Annotated in this window: 13 protein-coding genes, 1 pseudogene and 1 riboswitch; of the genes and pseudogenes, 8 read left to right on the top strand and 6 right to left on the bottom strand. The window is 38.4% G+C overall.

The features are described 5' to 3' along the window. Positions 1 to 524, bottom strand: a 524-nt coding sequence (locus ACFIO3_RS01905; RefSeq protein ID WP_375704057.1) for an LON peptidase substrate-binding domain-containing protein, incomplete at its 3' end; no start/stop codon positions are given. Positions 525 to 969: 445 nt separating this feature from the next. Then, a riboswitch (glycine riboswitch) is annotated at positions 970 to 1,067 on the top strand. Between the two features lie 136 nt (positions 1,068 to 1,203). Here ACFIO3_RS01905 and gcvT point away from each other — a divergent pair. The 3 genes from gcvT to gcvP are packed head-to-tail and all read left to right on the top strand — an operon-like array spanning position 1,204 to position 5,492. Beyond that, on the top strand, positions 1,204 to 2,316 hold the full coding sequence (gcvT, locus tag ACFIO3_RS01900) for a glycine cleavage system aminomethyltransferase GcvT (protein WP_375607354.1): 1,113 nt from the start codon (positions 1,204 to 1,206) through the stop codon (positions 2,314 to 2,316). Positions 2,317 to 2,322: 6 nt separating this feature from the next. Continuing rightward, on the top strand, positions 2,323 to 2,691 hold the full coding sequence (gene gcvH / locus ACFIO3_RS01895) for a glycine cleavage system protein GcvH (protein ID WP_375607353.1): 369 nt from the start codon (positions 2,323 to 2,325) through the stop codon (positions 2,689 to 2,691). Positions 2,692 to 2,696: 5 nt separating this feature from the next. Further along, positions 2,697 to 5,492 (top strand): aminomethyl-transferring glycine dehydrogenase, encoded by a 2,796-nt coding sequence (gene gcvP, locus ACFIO3_RS01890; RefSeq protein ID WP_375607369.1) that lies wholly within the window; start codon positions 2,697 to 2,699, stop codon positions 5,490 to 5,492. Between the two features lie 1,535 nt (positions 5,493 to 7,027). On the opposite strand, the gene alr is transcribed toward gcvP, so the two are convergent. Next, positions 7,028 to 8,143: an alanine racemase gene (gene alr / locus ACFIO3_RS01885; RefSeq protein ID WP_375704056.1), complete on the bottom strand. Its 1,116-nt coding sequence runs from the start codon at positions 8,141 to 8,143 to the stop codon at positions 7,028 to 7,030. Between the two features lie 1,075 nt (positions 8,144 to 9,218). On the opposite strand from alr, the gene ACFIO3_RS01880 reads away from it, so the two are divergent. Further along, complete coding sequence (locus ACFIO3_RS01880; protein ID WP_375607351.1) at positions 9,219 to 10,046, top strand: ferredoxin--NADP reductase; 828 nt, start codon at positions 9,219 to 9,221, stop codon at positions 10,044 to 10,046. 18 nt (positions 10,047 to 10,064) lie between these two features. Then, positions 10,065 to 10,511, top strand: a pseudogene (locus ACFIO3_RS01875) (ferredoxin--NADP reductase); the annotation flags it as partial. Here ACFIO3_RS01875 and eda read toward each other — a convergent pair. Next, a complete protein-coding gene (eda, locus tag ACFIO3_RS01870) occupies positions 10,490 to 11,155 on the bottom strand; it encodes a bifunctional 4-hydroxy-2-oxoglutarate aldolase/2-dehydro-3-deoxy-phosphogluconate aldolase (RefSeq protein ID WP_375609694.1) in 666 nt (221 codons plus the stop codon). The pseudogene ACFIO3_RS01875 and the gene eda sit on opposite strands and share 22 nt — an antisense overlap. A gap of 115 nt (positions 11,156 to 11,270) precedes the next feature. Between eda and ACFIO3_RS01865 the strand changes: the two genes are divergently transcribed. The 3 genes from ACFIO3_RS01865 (at position 11,271) to ACFIO3_RS01855 (ending at position 15,697) form a co-directional block, all read left to right on the top strand. Beyond that, the gene (locus ACFIO3_RS01865) at positions 11,271 to 12,188 is read left to right on the top strand and encodes a rhodanese-related sulfurtransferase (RefSeq protein ID WP_375615378.1); all 918 of its coding nucleotides are present in this window, start codon (positions 11,271 to 11,273) and stop codon (positions 12,186 to 12,188) included. A gap of 1,716 nt (positions 12,189 to 13,904) precedes the next feature. Continuing rightward, positions 13,905 to 15,038: a type III PLP-dependent enzyme gene (locus ACFIO3_RS01860; protein ID WP_375609695.1), complete on the top strand. Its 1,134-nt coding sequence runs from the start codon at positions 13,905 to 13,907 to the stop codon at positions 15,036 to 15,038. 74 nt (positions 15,039 to 15,112) lie between these two features. Then, entirely contained in the window at positions 15,113 to 15,697 is a 585-nt protein-coding gene (locus ACFIO3_RS01855; protein WP_375608101.1) for a GNAT family N-acetyltransferase, read from the top strand. A gap of 1,445 nt (positions 15,698 to 17,142) precedes the next feature. Here ACFIO3_RS01855 and ACFIO3_RS01850 read toward each other — a convergent pair. From ACFIO3_RS01850 to ACFIO3_RS01840, 3 genes are all read right to left on the bottom strand, one after another. Beyond that, on the bottom strand, positions 17,143 to 18,714 hold the full coding sequence (locus tag ACFIO3_RS01850) for a DHA2 family efflux MFS transporter permease subunit (RefSeq protein ID WP_375607346.1): 1,572 nt from the start codon (positions 18,712 to 18,714) through the stop codon (positions 17,143 to 17,145). A 24-nt stretch (positions 18,715 to 18,738) separates the two neighbouring features. After that, a complete protein-coding gene (locus ACFIO3_RS01845) occupies positions 18,739 to 19,833 on the bottom strand; it encodes an HlyD family secretion protein (RefSeq protein ID WP_375607345.1) in 1,095 nt (364 codons plus the stop codon). A gap of 172 nt (positions 19,834 to 20,005) precedes the next feature. Next, positions 20,006 to 20,398: a Fur family transcriptional regulator gene (locus tag ACFIO3_RS01840; protein WP_375607344.1), complete on the bottom strand. Its 393-nt coding sequence runs from the start codon at positions 20,396 to 20,398 to the stop codon at positions 20,006 to 20,008. Positions 20,399 to 20,653 lie beyond the last annotated feature (255 nt).

Raw genomic sequence — 20,653 nt, 5'->3', positions numbered from 1 at the left:
GAAAAAGCATTAACCAATATAGGTGTAGGGGCTTCTATGATACTGCTCCAATTATATTCCATTTCATGGATGGTTAGATATTTTTCTACAACGTCGAGTAAGTTCTCTCGGTTAATGCTTTCTTCAATATCAAATTCTTGCAAGTCTTTTATGTTTGATTGGATGAGAGCTGTTCGATAGGATTTTGTGTTTTTCAATTCTTGTTCTAAAGTGAAGCGGCAAACACCTTGTAAGATAATGAACAGTTGTCCATTTCCTGTTTCACTGTAGTTTGTAATGCGCCCTATACAGCCTGTTTTATAAAGTTGTGTAGAGAAGCGATCTGTATCCGATGAAAGTGGTTGAATAATGCCCAATAGACGATCAGTTACCATAACATTTTCAATCATTTCAAGTGATTCTGGTTCAAAAATGTTAAGTGATAAAAAACCACCGGGTAGTAAGAGTGCACCTTCTAAAGGAAAAAGAGCAATTTGCTTTGGAAGATCATTTTCGCAATTGTAAGAGATATTACCAGCTTTCATGAGTATTTTGTCACCTTTGTTCGGTAGTTTTAGTCTGTAAATAGTCGCTATTTATGACACTATTGAGAAAGCAGAAAACCTACTTCTTGTGCATTAAAATCATACTTATAAAATATTTGAAGTCCTTATTCTCAAAAAGAATATGAAACCCTATCTTTAAGGTTGAACTGTGCGCGAAAGAATATTGCTTGCGATCTTTTTAGTGTGTGACGTTTTGCATGATTTTCAAGAGGTATTTTTGTTTATAGCTTTTGATTTTTGTCTTAAATTTCCTAAAATGTGTTCCTTGCAATTTTTGTAAGGTTCAAAAGGATAATATTATAAATCTTTTGAAGCAGCTTATGCAAGTTTTAAAATGAGAGTATTTTCATCACTTTACTAATGACAGTGTGATAAAGATAGGCTATAGGTTTAAATATGCTGGAAAGAGCGTTATCGTTTCTTTCATTCTTTTGCGGGAGAGTGCAGATTGCAAATTTTCGCATTGCCGCCGAAGGGGAAATAGCCCATAATCTCTCAGGCTTTAAGGACCGTAAAAGGAAGAAGGCAGATCTGGAAAGTCGGGAGAACCCGCGCCGAAGGTGTAAGCGGAAAATTTTTTCGCGAGTCTCTCAGGTTGATGACAGAGGGGGCAGAGACGACCATATTCTGTGGGCGTTAGCGCAGCTTTGGAGTTATTATGGGCACAGCACAAGAAACATCTTTTTTAAAAACACTTCCTTTATATGATTTGCATGAAAAAGCAGGAGCAAAATTTGGTGCTTTTGCGGGCTGGAACATGCCTTTAACTTATCCTCTTGGCGTTTTAAAAGAGCATCTTCATACGCGTGCACATGCAGGACTTTTTGATATTTCTCATATGAAATTGATTGCAGTTGAAGGGGCACAAGCCGTGGAATTTTTGTCCTATGCTTTTCCCATTGATGCAGCAGCTTTAAAGATTGGACACTCACGGTATAATTATTTGCTTAATGAGCAGGCTGGTATTCTTGATGATCTTATCATTACCCGTTTGGAAGAGGGCCGTTTTATGTTGGTTGCCAATGCTGGGAATGCACAGGCTGATTTTGTAGAATTGGAAAAGCGTGCGGTTGATTTTGAATGTCAAGTGATTGCTCTTGAAAGGGTATTGCTTGCGCTTCAAGGTCCTGAAGCGGCAGCTGTTCTTGCTGATGCGGATTTGCCAGGGAATGAATTGTTCTTTATGCAAGGATTCGAACCACAACAGGATTGGTTTATAACGCGTTCTGGTTATACGGGAGAGGATGGTTTTGAAATTGCTTTGCCTATAGGGCATGCGCATATGTTGGCTGAAAAATTGCTGAGTGATTCTCGTGTTGAGTGGATTGGACTTGCAGCACGCGATAGCTTGCGGTTGGAAGCGGGGCTGTGTTTGCATGGAAATGATATTACCCCTGATACGACACCTATTGATGCGGCTCTAACATGGGCTGTTCCTAAAAGTGTTCGAGAAAAAGCACAATTTTATGGTGCAAAGGCTTTTCTTGAAGCACTGCAAAAAGGACCTGCTCGTTGTCGTGTTGGATTAAAACCGCAAACGCGCCAACCTATTCGTGCCGGTGCGCTGCTTCTTGATGATCAAGGTAATGAGATTGGCGTTGTAACATCAGGTGGTTTTGGTCCTTCTTTTGAGGGGCCTGTCGCGATGGGTTACGTTCCTGTTGATTTTAAAGTTGAAGGAACACAAGTCTTTACAGAACTGCGAGGCAAAAAGATTGCACTATCAGTTCATTCTCTTCCCTTTGTTGAACAACGTTATTTTAAAGGATGATTTTTTATGTCTAAAACTTATTTTACACAAGACCATGAATGGCTTAGAGTTGAAGGACAAGTAGTGACTGTTGGGGTTACGCATTATGCGCAAGAGCAATTAGGGGATTTGGTTTTTGTTGATTTACCACAAAGTGGAACAAAACTTTCCAAAGGAGAGGCGGCGGCTGTTGTGGAATCAGTGAAGGCGGCTTCAGATGTTTATGCTCCTCTTGATGGTGAAGTGGTCGAAAGAAATGAAACATTGGCGGATAATCCTGAATTGGTAAATCAGAAAGCCGAAACAGAAGGCTGGTTATGGAAGATGACATTGCAAGATGAAACTCAACTGGACGAGTTGTTAGATGAAGATGCTTATAAGGCTTTGATTGGATGAGTACCATGATCGAGCGTTCTTTTTCTTCTCGACATATTGGGCTTCGTCCTGATGAAACACAAAAAATGCTTGATGTTTTAGAGCTTGATAGTGTTGAGACACTCATTTCTCAAGCTGTTCCGCACTCTATCCATTTGGGACGTTTATTGAATCTTCCAGAGGCCGCTAGTGAAGGACAAGCCTTGGAAGAACTCTCCAAGATGATGGAGCGTAACCATGTGCATAAAAGTTTTATTGGGCAAGGATATCATGGGACTTATGTGCCTCCGGTTATTTTACGAAATCTGTTTGAAAATCCTGCTTGGTATACTGCTTATACGCCTTATCAAGCAGAAATTAGCCAGGGTCGTTTAGAGCTTTTGTTTTATTTTCAGACATTGGTTAGTGAACTAACAGGTTTGCCTGTTTCTGCTGCTTCCCTTCTTGATGAAGCAACTGCTTTAGCTGAAGCCAATGCCCTTGCTTTTCGCTCTTTCCGTGAGAAAAAAACAAAAATTTCTCTTCAGAGTCTTTTACATCCTCAAACTTTGAGTGTTGCGCAAACGCGTGCTGAAACACAAGGGATTCAGATTAGCCAAAATGGCGAAATTGATTCTGATACAGCGGCAATTGTTTTATCTTGGCCAGATACAAAAGGTTCTTTTCATGATTACAGTGAGATCATAAAAGAGGCAAAGGAAAAGGGAGCTTTAGTTATCGTTGTAGCTGATCCTTTAGCGCTTACCCTTCAGGAGCCACCTGCTCAATGGGGGGCAGATATCGTTGTTGGCTCTATGCAGCGTTATGGCGTTCCGATGGGATTTGGTGGTCCACATGCTGGTTACCTTGCTGTGAGTGATGCGTTAACGCGTCTTATTCCAGGGCGTATTGTTGGTCAATCCGTGGATACCAAAGGACGCGTTGGTTTTCGTTTGGCTTTGCAAACACGTGAACAACATATTCGGCGTGATAAAGCGACGTCAAATATTTGTACAGCGCAGGCTTTGTTGGCTAATATGGCAACCGCTTATGCTGTTTGGCATGGGCCAAAAGGCTTACAAGAAATTGCACAGCGAATTCATCATTTAACATGTCGTTTTGTTGCTGGTTTAGAAGCAGCAGGGGTTCATGTTGAAGGGAAAAGCTTTTTTGATTGTGTGAGTATTTCTGTTAAGGGAAAAGCGCGTGAGATTGCGCATCAAGCCAAAATAGGTGGGCGCCTTATTCGTGTTCTTGATGATGACACTATTGCAATCAATTTTGATGAATTATCAACAGAAGGAGATGCTGGTGCTTTAGCGCAGCTTTTTGGGGCACAATTAGGCGATAAGGCTTCTCCTCGACTCTTTGGAAAAAAACGGGAGGCTGCTTTTCTTTCTCAGCCTTTTTTTCATGCGGTTCATTCAGAGACAGATATGATGCGCTTTTTGCGTCGTTTAGCGGATAAGGATTTGGCGCTGGATCGCGCTATGATCCCTCTTGGTTCTTGTACAATGAAGCTTAATGCTGCGGCTGAATTAATGCCTGTAAGTTGGGCTAGTATGGCCAATATACACCCCTTTGTTTCACAAGAGGATGCAGCGGGATATTTGGAGATGATCAACCAGTTAAATGCGTGGTTGTGCGAAATTACAGGATTTGCGCAAGTTTCTTTTCAGCCAAATTCTGGTGCTCAAGGTGAATATGCTGGGCTTTTGGCTATCCGACGATATTACCAATCACGGGGAGAGCATCAACGTACAGTTTGTCTTATTCCTGCATCTGCGCATGGTACCAATCCAGCCTCGGCCCATATGGCAGGGATGGAAGTCGTTGTGGTAAAATGTTTAAGCGATGGTGATGTTGATGTAGACGATCTCAAGATGAAAGCGCAATTGCATAAAGATAAATTGGCTGCTCTTATGATTACTTATCCTTCAACCCATGGTGTTTACGAGGAAAGCATTAAGGAAATTTGTTCTATTATTCATGAAAATGGCGGACAAGTTTATTTTGATGGTGCTAATCTCAATGCCCTTGTGGGTCTTGCTCGTCCTGCGGATATTGGCGCTGATGTTTGTCATATGAATCTTCATAAAACATTTGCCATTCCCCACGGGGGGGGTGGTCCTGGTATGGGACCAATTGGTGTTGCAAAGCATCTCAAACCATTTTTACCAGGTCATGAACAGGATGGGACAACACATGCGGTTTCGGCTGCTCCTTATGGAAGTGCGTCTATTCTTGCGATTACATGGATGTATATTCGAATGATGGGGGCTGATGGCTTAAAATATGCAACACAAATAGCCATTTTAAATGCCAATTATATTGCTGCACGTCTTTCACCAGTTTATTCCATTCTTTATCGGGGCAAGCATGGGCGTGTTGCGCATGAATGTATTGTGGATACACGCGTGTTGAAAGAGCAGTATGGGGTGAGTGTTGATGATATTGCAAAACGTCTCATTGATTATGGATTCCATGCGCCCACGATGTCGTTTCCTGTTCCGGGAACTTTGATGATTGAGCCAACGGAATCAGAACCAAAAGCAGAGATTGATCGTTTTTGTGATGCTTTACTCTCTATTGCTGAAGAGGCTAAGAAAGTTGGTAGCGGGGTTTGGCCAAAAGACAATAATCCATTGGTGAATGCCCCCCATACAGTGGTAGATACTTTAGATGATGCTTGGGCACGACCCTATTCGCGACAAGAAGCTGCTTTTCCCAACAGTTTTCTTGATCCAGCCAATAAATATTGGCCTCCTGTATCGCGTATTGATAATGTTGCGGGAGACAGAATGCTTATTTGCTCGTGTCCGCCATTGGGAAATACCTATTAAACGAAAAATATATATTTAATTGGTTTATTTGCATGAACAAAAAAAGCCCACACATTTTGTGTGGGTTTTATGCTTATTGGTTCTGTTGCTATGGCGTTATTTGTCTGTTTTCTAGAATTTTGCATTGTTTTTTATAACATGAGCAAAATCGAAAAAGTTGACAAAAAAGCTGTGTTTTGTCGGCAATAGGTATGCTCTCCTTTGCCTTCTACCGTATGACATGGTTTTAGTGACTAGGCCATCGGTCTAGCCAGCTAATCATGTAAACGAGAGCGAAACCTATGAGGATAGGTCACGTCTGTTGCATGTGTTGTGATATACTACTCGTCACTAGGGTGACGACGACCGGTTGTAGAAAGAATAAAATCAATTTTAGTGTTTTTGATGATAAAGACACGCGAAACTCTGTTGTTGCATCTTTTCGAGTCAAAAATTGTCTAAATATTTCTCTTTAATCTGCTTTTTATAAATATGACGCAAAAATATATAAGAACATCGGTTAGAATGAGCAAACGCAAAGCCAAATGTATTATGGGTATTTTTTACAAGGTGTCTTATAAAAAGCCGGCACATCTTTCCACTTCATTGCAAGTCAGTTTGTGACTTTACGGCGCTGTTTTCCTAAGAGCTCGTGTGCTTTAGCTGTTTCCTGTAAATCAACATCCAAACTTAACGCAGCGAAATTTTTTGAGCCAGAGATTGAGAAAAAAGAGCTTTATGAGTAGTTCCTGCTTTTGTTTGTCAGATGAGGGCGAGGGAATTGCGTATTTTTGTTGACGTAACCTTTTAAACTGGAAGACAATCTAATTTTGGAAAAATGTAAAGCCGTAAAGATAAAAATCAATCCTCAGTTTATCATCTCCTTTTAATTCAGCTTTGCGGCTTTCAAAAGCATTTAAAGCAATGTTTTTTAATAATAGGGATTGCACATTGCTCCATGCTTTTATTTATTGTGTTCTTTAGTGGGGGCACGATCCTCATGTGAAACAGAACGCTCCAAAAAGAATATACTTGGGTTGTTAATTCAGATGTTTTTTTTAAAGACACATTTCGCTTCCAATCCCATTTCGCGACGGCGCTTGTGAGTGGAACGATAAATCTATTAAGAGCCCCCCCAATCTTTACACTTCATAACGGAATAAGCCGGCACTATCATACATTTTGCCAGCGCCTAATGTTATAGCTCTTGGCACTATGGTTCATAAGAGGCATTATTCTTTTCTTAAATCATTTTTATCTACACATAATCCAGTTTGTGGTATGCAAGCGAATGATTTTAATTGGGAAATTAATTTTAAAAAATTTGTAGTAGATTCTTTTTTGTCAATTTATGGGGAAAGGTTAAGTTTTTGTATTTTAGATGAAGGCTACTTCCATAAAATAGTCCATCAACTTGTCTGTTTTGAGATTTCTGTGAATGTACGGTGTCTGTGACCATTCTGTGTGGTTGATTGTTGTAAAATCTTTTGTAAAAGCCCCTCAATTTTCTAAAATGATGATTTTTATCAATTTATTTCTTTATGGCTAAAGAGTTTTTATGTGTAAATGTATTTATAGCGTGGTCCAAGAGATGTTAGAATTTCATTGGGAAGGGTGTTGGCATCTACAGATACTTTTTCAAGTGTTTGATGGGGACCAATGAGTTCGATCCAGTCACCTGTTTGAGGTTTTTGATCAAGATCAGTTGTATCTACAATAATGGAATCCATAGAAACCCGCCCAACCATGGGAAGTTTGTGCCCGTTGAAATAAACAGTTCCTTTATTCGAAAGAGCACGGAGCCAGCCGTCTGCGTAGCCTATAGAAATGGTTGCAAGAGTGCTTGGTCTGTTGGTTATAAAGCTTTCTGCATAACCAACAGGTGTATCTACATCAACAACACGGTTTTGAAGAACTTGAGCTTCAAGTTTTAAAACAGGTTTTAGAAGGGATGCGTGTTTTCCTGAGGGGGCGCTTCCGTAAAGTGCAATACCGGGGCGAACAAGATCAAAATAAAAATCTGATCCTAAAAAAATACCTCCAGAATTGGCAAAGGAAGCTCTACAGGTTGGTAGTTGCGCAAGGGCAGTTTTGAAAGAAGTTAATTGGGCATAATTTGATGGGTGGGTATCATCTTCTCCGTTAGCAAGATGACTGAGAATATATTTTATGTCTGCTTTTTCGAAAATTGTAGGGTGTTTGATGAGCTTTTGTAATTCTTTTTGATCAAGTCCTAATCGGTTCATATGGGTATCGATTTGAACAATTGCTGGAAATTTTTTATCTTTTTTTTGACAAATTTTTTGCCAATTTTCAATGGCATTCCAAGAGTTCAAAACCGGAACAATACCAGACTGTGCGACAAATTCTTCTGCTAAGTGTGGAAGTCCATTCAGAATGGCAATCATGACATTTGATGGTAAAATGCTTTTTAATTGGAGTGCTTCTCTGATTTGTGCGACAAAAAAAGTGCGACAACCAGCTTGATAAAGGGCAGGAGCAATTTTGTGAACGCCTAATCCATAAGCATTTGCTTTTACAACTGCTGAACATTCTGTTGGGGCTACACGTTTGGCTAAAGTGATATAATTGGCAACAATGGCACTGACATCAATGGTTGCGATAGCTGCATAGAGTGATGTATTTATTTCGTCATTAACGGAATTTTTCATTTTAAAATCTTATCTGTATTCGTGAAATACGCAGTTTTCTTTGGTTATTTTATAGAGGTTACTTATGAGAGATGAAAGATACGGTTTGCTATGGTCAAAATCATAAGAAGCCTATACTGCCATTAAAGTCGTTTTTTATGTAAAATGCTACTCTGGATATAAGAGATACTTTAGTTTTATTTGTGTTGTTATCAACATGGTGTTTTCTGATAATTTGTGAAGCATAGATTTTTATTTTTTTATTTATTTTTAATTGAGGCTTCTTAAAAAAGAAAGCATAGTTTATTGTATTGTATCATTTTGAAGAGTGCAATGTTAGACTATTGTTGCTGGTATGATTGTTTTGATTAAATATTGCATTGGCTGCTTATTTAGAGAAGGTAAAATGATTAAATTAACCACGTTAAATCAATGCATTACAAGTTTTTACCATAAAGGGGAAGATTACTCATATGTGTAATTTTGGATGTCATCTTATGCATTTAAAGTTACTTTTGTTAAATGGGAAAGAGTGTATAAACACTTTCTGATACATCAATAGCTGTTGATTTGGACATTATTTCTTTTCAAGATGAAGTGGGAATACGATATTTGCTTTTTATCGTTTGATTGGTTTTTAGTGAAATCAATTTATCGATCATAGAAGGTGTTCGACTCATTTATTTATGGAAAGGGCAGTGTAAAAAGGTCAGTAAAGAAAACAATGGATGTAATGCCGAAAACTTTGTTGTGGAGTCGTGCGTTTATTGTTCAATCCACAGATGTTTTTTCTCTCTTAATTTTAAGGTTTTCGGTTATAAATTTTGCAAAGAGAATAAAGTGTTGTAGCGGTACACTGTATACTATGCATTATGTGTTAAAGTGGAAAAGAGTACCGTGATTGCTTAACACTCGATGTTTTTGTTTCTCTTTGAATATGATTTGTATTCACATTTTTTTCATTCGATTAATTTTGACATAAAAGTGTTAATCTTAAGGCTTTTGGTTTAAGAAAATTGTTGGCAGATGATTATACAAGGATTATATCACGTCAGGGATTCGAAATTTAATAGTCAATAAAGATATGGGGAAGAGTATGAATACGTCTGCTACCAATGTTCCGTCAAACATCAGCAGCGTTGCAAATTTTCCGATTCCTGCGAATGTATTCGCTCTTACTGTCCAAGAGGTTTTTCACTATACAGATCGATTATTTAAATTTCGCCTGAATCGTCCGGAAAGTTTTCGTTTTCGTTCAGGTGAATTTGTTATGATCGGTTTGCCAAATGCAGAAAAGCCAATTTATCGTGCTTATTCGATTGCAAGTCCTTTTTGGGATGAACAGCTTGAGTTTTTTTCGATAAAAGTTCCAGGAGGGCCATTAACCGAGCATCTCCAAAAAATTAAAATTGGTGATACAGTTCTCATGCGTAAAAAATCTACAGGAACGTTGGTTCTTGATGCTCTTATTCCTGGAAAACGTCTTTATCTTCTTTCAACTGGGACGGGGATTGCTCCTTTTGCAAGCCTTATTCGTGATCCTGACACTTATGAAAAATTTTCAGAAGTTGTCCTTATTCAAACAACGCGTGAAAAGAATGAGTTAATTTATGCAAAAGATCTTGTTTCCTCTTTGCAACAAGATCCACTCATTGGAGAGTATGCACAACAGTTGAGATTTTATCCTATGACGACTCGTGAACCTTCTGAGCATATGGGCCGTATTACGACTGTTATGGAAAGTGGAGATTTTTTTGAAACAACTGGCCTTCCTAAAATTCATCCTGATGAAGATCGGGTGATGATTTGTGGTTCCATGGCAATGTTAAAAGATTGCGCAAGGATGTGTGAAGGTTTTGGTCTTGTTGAAGGGGCTAACAATGCTCCTGCTACTTATGTTGTAGAGCGCGCTTTTGTGGAGTAATGAGTGGGAAAATTGGTGCTTTATCTTCTTTCAAACCGGTACGGGGTTTTTCCTTTTGCAAGCTTTATTCGTGATCCTGACATTTATGAAAAATTTGCAGAAGTTGTTCTTATTTAAATAACGCGAGAAAAGAATGGATTAATTTGTGCAAAAGATCTTGTTTCCTCTTTGCAACAAGATCCACTCATTGGAGAGTATGCACAACAGTTGAGATTTTATCCTATGACGACTCGTGAACCTTCTGAGCATATGGGCCGTATTACGACTGTTATGGAAAGTGGAGATTTTTTTGAAATAAGTGGCTTTGAAACAACAGTCCTTCCTAAAATTCACCCTGATGAAGATCGGGTGATGATTTGTGGTTCGATGGCAATGTTAAAAGATTGCGCAAGGATGTGTGAAGGTTTTAGTCTTGTTGAAGGGGCTAACAATGCTCCCGCTACTTATGTTGTAGAGCGCGCTTTTTTCGATAGAGAGGAGAGTTGTGTTGCAGTATGCGCTAATGCAGTAATCGAATCCCAATCACTTATTGCGATGAGCGGTTGGGGTGCTATCCAAGAACCACCAACGCAGAAGACATTGGGCAGTTGGAGCCATTGTATTGCACTTTTTTGTGTAATACCGCCTGTTGGGCAAAACCGGATATCAGAGAAGGGAGATGCTAAAGCTTCGATGAATGAAATACCTCCAGCAGCTTCAGCTGGGAAAAATTTAAGATATGAATAGCCTTTGTTTAATGCTTGCATGAGTTCACTTGGGGTCATTGCAGCGGGAAGAAGGGGAATTTCACTATTTTTTGCACAATTGATTAATTCATTGGATAATCCGGGGCTTACAATAAACTTTGCGCCTGCTTGTTCGGCTTGCTCGTAGTGTATCGTGTTGAGAACTGTTCCAGCGCCAACGATTGCTTCAGGGACTTCTTGGGTAATTTTCTGAATTGCTTTGAGGGCATTTGGTGTTCGCAAGGTGATCTCAATTGTTTTTAATCCGCCTTTGACAAGAGCGCGTGCTAAGGGTACAGCACTTTGTAGATTGTCAATGAGCAAAACAGGTATAACAGTTTGTCCTTGGAGATATAATAAAAGCTTTTCTCTTTTTTGGCACATGATATTTTTTCTTCTTGGAGATGATATTATTTGTATCGTTTGATTAAGCACAATATGTTAAAGAGTACATGAATAAATCTTGAAATTGAATGAAACGCGCGTTATGGCAAAACACATGGAAAAGAATTTTAAAGTTGCTGCACTTTATTGCTTTGCAGATTTGAAGCATTATCGTCAATTACAAAAACCTTTGCAGGATTTATGTCAAGCAAAGGATATCAAAGGAACCCTCCTTTTAGCACAAGAGGGAATTAATGGAACTGTTGCTGGTTCTTGTGCTGCGATTGAGGCATTGGTGGATTTTATTGTGGCGGAGCCAGCGTTTCAAACGCCGGAGATTAAATATTCATGGGCATCAAAGATGCCTTTTCATCGTATGAAAGTGCGGTTGAAAAAAGAGATTGTGACAATGGGGGTTGAAGGTGTTGATCCGCTAAAAGTTGTTGGTACTTACGTCGATCCTGAAGATTGGAATGCTCTTATTCAAGATGAAGAGACAATTTTGATTGATACACGGAATGACTATGAATATGCGATTGGGAGTTTTCAAGGAGCGATTGATCCGCAGATTAAAACATTTCGCGAATTTCCTGAATGGGTGCGTAAACATGAGGCTGATTTAAAAAAGAAAAAGAAAATTGCCATGTTTTGTACAGGTGGTATTCGGTGTGAAAAATCAACAGCTTATGTTCGTGATCTTGGTTATGAGCAAGTCTACCATTTAAAAGGTGGCATTTTAAAATATTTAGAAAAAATTCCAAAAGAAAAAAGTTTATGGTGGGGTGAGTGCTTTGTTTTTGATGAGCGTGTTTCTGTTCAACATGGTCTTGAAGAATGTGGACGCGAATTATGTCGCGCATGTCGTTCTCCTCTCAATGCTGAAGGCAAGTTATCGCCTCATTATGAAGAAGGTGTTTCCTGTGACGCTTGTTATAACACACGCAGTGAAGCTGATAGAGAACGCTTTCGTGAGCGCCATAGGCAATTCCAATTGTTGAAGTTGCGGGCAATTGATTCTCATCAAGGGACATAACGATATCGTCGTGTAGGGATTTAAATTCTAGCTTTTTTCTCTTAAATTTAAGAGAGAAGCGTTTTTAATATTGGTAGAAAAATTTTATAAGACCGGATGTTGTTCGGTCTTTTTTTTACGTTAATTTGTTGATTTACAAATAATCATTATAGATCGTTTGCTCTTCTTGATTTTATAGGAGTGAGTTCTCCAATATTGTTCATTTTAAAATAAAAAAGCTGTTTCCCAACAGCGCAGAGGAGCGGGATCTATAGTTTTAAGAGAAGAGTGTGTGAATGAATAAGATATGATTCACGAGAGAAGATAAAAGAGCAGCAGCAAAGTTAAGAGAAATAGAATGATAATAGGAGCTTATGATTTTAGAATTTCATATAGTACATTGATTTATAAATGATAATTTATTTAAATTTGAATAATAAGGGTTGAATATCGTGAAATTTACTTCTTTCGGATTTGATGATGACGAATTACACAATCTCATTCATTTGTATATTACAAATGGGAGCAATGTATGAGCAAAACTATTTAAGATAATATGACACATCTCAATGGAGGAGTTTCTGCAATATTGGAAGTTGGCAGATAAAGCGGGGACGTTAGTTATGTCACTTCATAAACATAAAGATGGTGATATGCCGTTGATCTATATCATATGAGCTATATTATACGGGGGCATGATATCTTTCTTAAGCGATGTTGTGAAATAGATGTAGAAGCAGGGATGTTTTTAAGATGTAGATGAGAAAGATAATGGCGTTTTGTGGGGAGATATCATGTTTTTTAAAGATGATGGTGCTTTAGTCGATCCCCGCCCTGTTTTCCATGTTATTAGTCCTTGCATTTGAGGGGATATATTAAGGGGGGATTTTACTCTTTTTTTCAATTGTTTTTTATTCATATATTGTTTTCTGCTTGTGATGCGCAAGAGAATGATTTTTCTTGATTCATTATTAAGGGAGGGAAATGAGAGAATTTTATGATGGGATTTTTGTTTAAGAGCAAAATAATAAATTATCGTTATAAATTAATGTGTTGAGTAATTTATTTTGTGTTATTTTCTGCTGCAGATATTAGGAGATAGAATAGGGTAAAGAAACGAGGGGCTTTTAAAGCAAGATAGTGCTTGATGTTGTACGGATGGTGTAAGGGGGGAATCCCATGAAAGCAGAGGGATGGTTTTGTCTGTTAGAGGAGGAGAGTGTTGTTTTTTCGCATCATTTTATCTTTAAGAATTAAAAAATGTTTAAAATTAAAAAAATGATTGAAATGAGAAAGGATTCGTTTTATAGGATGCCTTGCCCAAAGTCGCACGTGCCTGTGGGTGTCCGCTGGTTCTCAAATGGTGAGATTAACCGGTACGGTACCTGGAACTAACCGCTCCAGTCATTCTTACAGCCAATTGCAAGAATGAGGACATCTTGAAGCAACGACGGTGCGGGCCTTTCTGGTGTCTTCCAGTTTTTAAATACTGGGATAACTATAGAGGCACACCTCATTGCCTTCAGTGCGGAAGTGGTTTTCTCAACTCCAATCAAAAAGGCAGATAAAATAGAATAACGCGGCTTCGCGCTGTTCTTTCGCTGCATGCAATGCTAATTTCTGATTTTTTGTAATCAGAATGGGGATAGTTGTTGTGTGTTTTTTGTCCTTTAGCTTTTGGCAGTTTTGGCTGTCTAAGCGTAGAGTGAGGAAGCTTTTCCTCAAGGAGAATTGCAGATGGCAACACAACGTATTCGCGATTTTCTTGCAACACATCGTTCTGAAGGTCCATGCTTAATTGTTGACCTTGATGTTGTTCGTGACAACTATTTAAATTTTGAAAAAGCTCTACCACAGTCTCGTATTTTTTACGCAATAAAGGCGAATCCAGCTCCTGAAATCTTGCGTTTGCTGAGTTCTTTAGGATCTTCTTTTGATGCGGCTTCTGTTGCAGAAATTGAAATGGCTTTAAAAGCAGGGGCAACGCCAGAGCGTATTTCTTTTGGAAATACGATAAAAAAAGAGCGTGATATTGCGCGAGCATATGCATTGGGTGTTTCACTTTATGCAGTTGATTGTGTTGAAGAAGTGGAAAAAATTGCGCGTGTTGCTCCAGGAGTGCGTGTTTTTTGCCGTGTTCTTACCGATGGAAAAGGTGCAGAGTGGCCATTGTCACGCAAATTCGGTTGTGTCCCTGCTATGGCGGTTGATGTGCTAAGACGGGCACACCAATTAGGTTTGCAAGCTTATGGTGTTTCTTTTCATGTTGGGTCGCAGCAGGTTGATTTGAGTGCGTGGGATCGTGCTTTATCAGATGCTGCTACAGTATTTAAGCGTTTGGAACAAGAAGGTATATCACTGAAATTGGTGAATATGGGAGGCGGTTTTCCAACCCGTTATTTGAAAGATGTTCCTACAGAGCAAGCTTATGGTACCGCTGTTTTTGATTCATTGAAAAAGCATTTTGGTAATCGTATCCCTGAGACGATTATTGAGCCAGGGCGTGCAATGGTTGGCAATGCTGGTGTTATTCGCACAGAAGTTGTTTTGATATCTAAAAAAGCTGACAATGATAATGTACGATGGGTTTATCTTGATATTGGGAAATTTAATGGCCTTGCTGAGACTATGGACGAAGCTATTCGTTATCCCATTGAGACACCTCATGATGATAAGGTGATGGAGCCTTGTATTTTGGCTGGACCAACATGCGATTCGGCAGATGTGCTTTACGAAAAAACACCTTATCCACTTCCTCTATCTCTAACGATAGGAGATGAGATATTGATTCATGGAACGGGTGCTTACACAACAACTTATGCATCCGTTGCTTTTAATGGTTTTGAGCCTTTACGATCATATGTGATCTGACGTTTCTTTTTGACGATAGGGTTATTAGACTTTTGCGATGCTTGTCATTACGCTATAAGAGGGCGGTTATAGAGATGAACATGATTAATTTTCAAACAAAAAATGGGACATGTTTTACACTTTTATTGGAGCAAGAAGCCGATAAGCCTTATCGAGAAATTTTGCTTGATTCAACGATGGGGAGTGGACGTAAACGTAAATCATCAGAGACTTTACGGCGTGGTCGGCTAGCTGCTCAAGGGCTTTCTTTTGTGGTTAAAAATGCTCTGGGAGAGCTTGTGGGAAGTGTACGTCTTTGGCATGTTTCTTTTTTTAAAGAAAAAAATGAAACACAACATGCTTTACTCTTGGGACCTTTGGCTGTTGCCGCTGAATGTGCTGGTATGGGAATAGGATCAATTTTAGTCCGCCATGCAATTGAAACAGCAAAAAAATTGGGATATGGCGCTATTTTATTGGTAGGGGATTTTGAATTTTATCAACGTTTTGGTTTTTCAAATCGCTTAACAGAAAATTTGGCAATGCCTGGTCCTTACGAAAAACATCGGTTTCAAGCGTTGGAACTGATACCAAACTATCTTGCTGGGTGTTATGGCACTTTGGCTCCTAGTGGAGCACGAGCCGTTACAAGTCGTTTTCAGCATCATAAAGTGGCTTGAAGACTGTATTTATTGCGTTTGCAACAGTGCTGGCATTGAGGTGGGCATACTGTTTTGATTAGTATCAAAATGTTGATGCGGTACAAATTTTGGGGGTCGTTGCATTGCAATTGTGTTATAAAGCCTTTTCTTTATGTGACGGGTTTCTTATTTTTAATAATTTCAGTTAAGTGACTAGAAATATATTAAAAGCGCATTTTTTTTGAAATAGCGTCATATTTTACAGGATTAAAGGAAACATATTTTTGAGTGGTTTTGTATTCTTTTAAAGCCGGTATCATCATATAATTTTTTAGTTCTCAATATCGTTGGTAGATCTTGCATAGAAACGATTCGGTATTTTACTCTTTTTTAAACCGTTTTTATCTCTCTGCTTTTCGTGCGCAAGGGAATGATTTTGATTGATTTATCATGAACAGGTTTTGAATAGAAAACTCTCACAATATTCAGATTGCTCATTATAATAGACAACATCATAAATTATGATTATAAATCAATGTCATGACTACGAGAGCTTTTCGTTTATACCACTGAATTTTTCACATCAGAAATGATTATTTGCCTATCGGGAAGAGAATCTTAGAAGCCTTTCTAAAGTATTTGGAGGTGGATTCAATAGCGACGAATGTGCATTTTTGAGAGGTTAAACAAGTGTCTAGACGTTTACTATTGAAGATGTGAGGGAATTTCTGTCATTAACAGTTATGGAGCCACCATGGTAAGAGTAGGGCATAGAAGGGGATCATTTATTGATCAATTTTATTCAAAAAGAGAGATATTTTAAGAAATTTTATACAATTTTAGTGGCTATCGAAAGAGAAGAGGCTTTAAGAAAGAAAAATACGCGGCAGTAGAATCAAAACTGTAAGTATTAGCTTCTTTAAAAGGGCGTAAAAAATAAAATTACATGTTTAAAAGCTGCTTTTTTGAAAAAACTCTCCATTACTTTTTTGCTATCAAGACAACTTGTTTTGCAATTGGCATGAGAGGATCAAATACAAAATGATTTTTTCATGTAAAATTTTGCATTCAGAATCAAAAAACGTTATCCTACACATTATAAGGGAAATAGGTGCGTGAATAAAAATCACAAGAATCATAAATCTTTTATGAATATTCTTGTAAGACTCAAAAGAGTAAAGGGCAAAGAATCTTTTAATCTTTTGTGCCCTATGGTGATAAATCAAAAATCTGATAGAAATAGCTGCTTTATCTTTATAGTGTGGAGCATGTTAGGTAAGCTCTTTGTTTATTATCATCTAAAACAATTTTTATATGCGAGACGTTATTTTAAAAGTGCGTAAAGAGCTCGCATTGAAAAGGATTTTTATCAGAAGAATCATTTAGAATCACATGTTAATTTATATTGTCTCTTGAGAAGAGATAAAGTGAAAAAATCGAGGAAAGTGATAAAAATCAAAAATATTCTTCAATTTTAATGAATCTTAGTGTCTTGGTGGTGAATCCATGAGGGATGGTATTTTTTTGAGAAACATGGTCATAAATGCTAAAACACCAAAGATAATGGTTATGATAAAGAAAATATCACTAAAAGCCATAATCATTGCTTGTATGCGTGCTATATTAAACAATTGAGAAAGAGCAAGAGTGTAGGAATCAAAGGTTTCTGTTTTGAATAATAAAATAAGCTTTGAAAGCATTTCAGTTGCTTGTCTGTTTGCGTGGTTAAGTGTTTCGGCTATTCGTTCATAATGAAAGTCTGTGCGTTTTGTCATAAGAGTGCTGATAATGGCAAGCCCTACAGCACCACCTAGATTCCGTGTGAGATTAAAGAGTCCAGAAGCATTTTGCATTCGTTCTGGTGGAAGTGTTCCCAAGGCAATATTATTAATAGGAACCATACATAACATTACAGAAGCACCACGGAAAACTTGCGGCCAAAAAAGCTGCCAAAAATCCCACTTATCTGTGATAGCGCTAGCCATCCAAGTGCCTATTGCAAAACCAAAAAGTCCTATTGCCATCATTAAACGTGCATCCATTCGTGCTGAAAGGAATCCTGCAAGGGGAGCAGTTAATAACATGACGAATCCTGAAAGAAACAATGTTTCTCCAATCATCAGGGCATCATAATGGCGGATTTGGCTTAAATAGACAGGATAAAGGTACGTGAGTCCATAAAGACCTATTCCCAAAGAAAAGGAAAAAATGGATGCAGCTGAAAAATTAAAATTAGAAAAAGTAGAGAGATCTACAATGGGTTCTTTTGCTGTAAAAGCACGCCAGAAGAATAAGGCTGCAGCAAGAATCATGATAATAAATAAATTCCGAACCAGCTCATCATTCAGCCAATCATGACGTGCGCCCTCTTCTAGTACATACTCTAAAGTTCCTAGAAAAACAGCCATAGAAATGAGCCCCAACCAGTCAAATTTAGCCATGAGAGACGGATTTGCTTTATCAAAATCAATCAATTTCCAAGCGAGAATTGAAATAATAATCCCAAAAGGCACATTAATGAGAAAAAGCCAGTGCCATGATAAGATATGACAAAGATAACCTCCGACCGTTGGACCAATAGTGGGGGCTAATGTTGCGACTAGTCCAACAATAGGGGTAACAATTGGGCGTTTGGAAGGAGGAAAAAGAACATAAGAGGCGACAAAAACACTTGGGATAATTCCTCCACCAATAAAACCTTGCAATGCACGGTAGATAATCATCTCTCCAATAGATGTTGCTGTTGCACAAAGAACAGAAGTAATCGTAAACCCGATCGCTGATATGGTGAAGAAAACACGTGTTGAAAGCAATCGTCCTAAGAATCCAGAAAGGGGCAACATGATGACTTCAGCGATGAGATAGGAGGTTTGAACCCATGAAATTTCTTCAGAGCTCGCAGAAAGACCAGCTTGAACTTCGGCTAAAGAGGAGGCAACGATTTGTATATCCAAAATGGCCATGAACATGCCAAAGGCCATAACTATAAAAATCACAATGCTACGGATTTCTATACGCTCTTGAGACTGTATGGGCTTTGGTATTGAAGATGTCATAATAATGAGGTCATTTTCTTGTTATTATAAGAGACTTTTATCTTGTGGCTTTGTACGTGTATCAACTTCTACTGAAACACTCATTCCTGCTCGGATATGTCCGGTCTTTAAGACTTCTTCTGGAATAGAAATACGTACAGGAATGCGTTGGACAATCTTTGTAAAGTTACCGGTAGCGTTTTGTGGAGGAAGAAGAGAAAAAACAGCACCTGTTGCCGGTGAAATAGAAAGCACTGTTCCTGTAAAGACCTCCTTTTTGAAGGCATCAACAGAAATATAAGCCTTTTGTCCCGCATGAATATTTTGCAACTGTGTTTCTTTATAGTTTGCTTCAATATAAAGTGCATGGATGGGGACTAACGCTGCAAGACGTTGGCCATTTACAACAAAATCTCCCGTTTTTGCTGTTAAATTTCCTATGATTCCATCAAATGGCGCGCGTATAATAGTTGAATCAAGATCACGTTGTGCTTTTTCACGTGTGAGCTCTAAACTCTTTGTTTGGCTTTCTGTTTCACTTCGTTGTGCTTCTAGCACTTGGATATTGGCGCGTGCTGCAGCGATTTGTGCATCTGCACGGTTAACATTTGCGATAGCTTGTTCATAAGCTGATTTGGCATCATCAACATCAGATTGAGGGGCATAACGATTGGCTTTCAGTTCTGTTACACGTTTTAAGGTGAGTTGTGCATTGGTTGCTATGGCTGAAGCGGCTGCTTTTTGCGCTTTTGCATCATCTAAAGCACTATGAGCGGCTGTGATTTGTGCATCAATGCGTAGAAGTGTTTTTTTCTGTGTGTCAAGATGCGCTTCTGTTTGATCCAAGGCTATTTGATAATCACCATTGTCTAAGTAAAATAAAACATCGTCCTTTTTTACAACTTGGTTGGCTTTAATGGCAATTTTTTCAATATATCCATTTAATTTAGTCGCAATAGCGGCTATATCTCCTTGCACATAGGCATCTTCAGTAGATAACATATAACGCCATTGCGTTATCCATTTGTAGCTAAACCAAAGCACAAAAAGTGCAAAGACAATAAGAAGGGCTTTGATTACTTTTTTTTGTTTCGTTTTATCGAGATTTTTTGTTGAAAAAATTGTCTCAGATACGGACATGATTTATACTTCCAATATTTATGTTCCAACGAGTATAATAAGTCTATCACTACAGGGTAGGGTGATATACATGCAAGAGCGATAAGAGCTTTTCAAACAAAGGCGATCCCTGGTACATAATGCTAAATATATAAACTTGCAAGTTAGAGATCTTGTTTTCAAGTTAGCGGTCTTATTTTATTGCGCATTTTTTACAAAGACCTCGTACTTCTAGGGTGCTTTTATGTGCTTGGAAGTCAACAGCTTGAACCATCTGTTTTAAACTCGTTACAATCGTTTGATTTTGTATTTCGTTGACTGTGCCACAGTTTTCGCAAATTATAAACGTTGTAAGTTCATGTTGACAGTTTTCAGGGTGTAAACAGACCACAAAGGCATTTACACTTTCAAGACGATGAATACACTTTAACTGTACGAGTTTTTCTAACGCACGATAAACTTGGAGAGGTGCACGAAAACCTTCTTCGCGTAAGTGATTGAGAATCGCATAAGCACTTAAAGGCCCTTTTGCATTTTTTAAAGTGTTTAAAACCAATGTTTGGTTACGCGTCAGTTTAGATGACATTGACACCTTCCTTTTGCTCTTAAGGGAAAGCATAAAGCGTGTAGGCCGTTTATGCAATGGTGATTATAGAATAGGCCCTTTAACATGATACGCGTCGTGATATATAAGAAGAGTTGTAACTGTTGTGAGAGAAGGGAGACTTTGGGATCTGGAAGCCGCCGTGAACATACAATATACTGATTTATAATGATAATTAATCGTTGTTCATATTGAATGAGAATCCCGAATATCGTAAGATTGTCTCATTTCAAATCT

The organism is Bartonella sp. AD328YNZD (assembly GCF_042196425.1).
The sequence above is the reverse complement of the archived record's forward strand: the minus strand, read 5'-3'. Positions and strand labels throughout refer to the sequence as shown.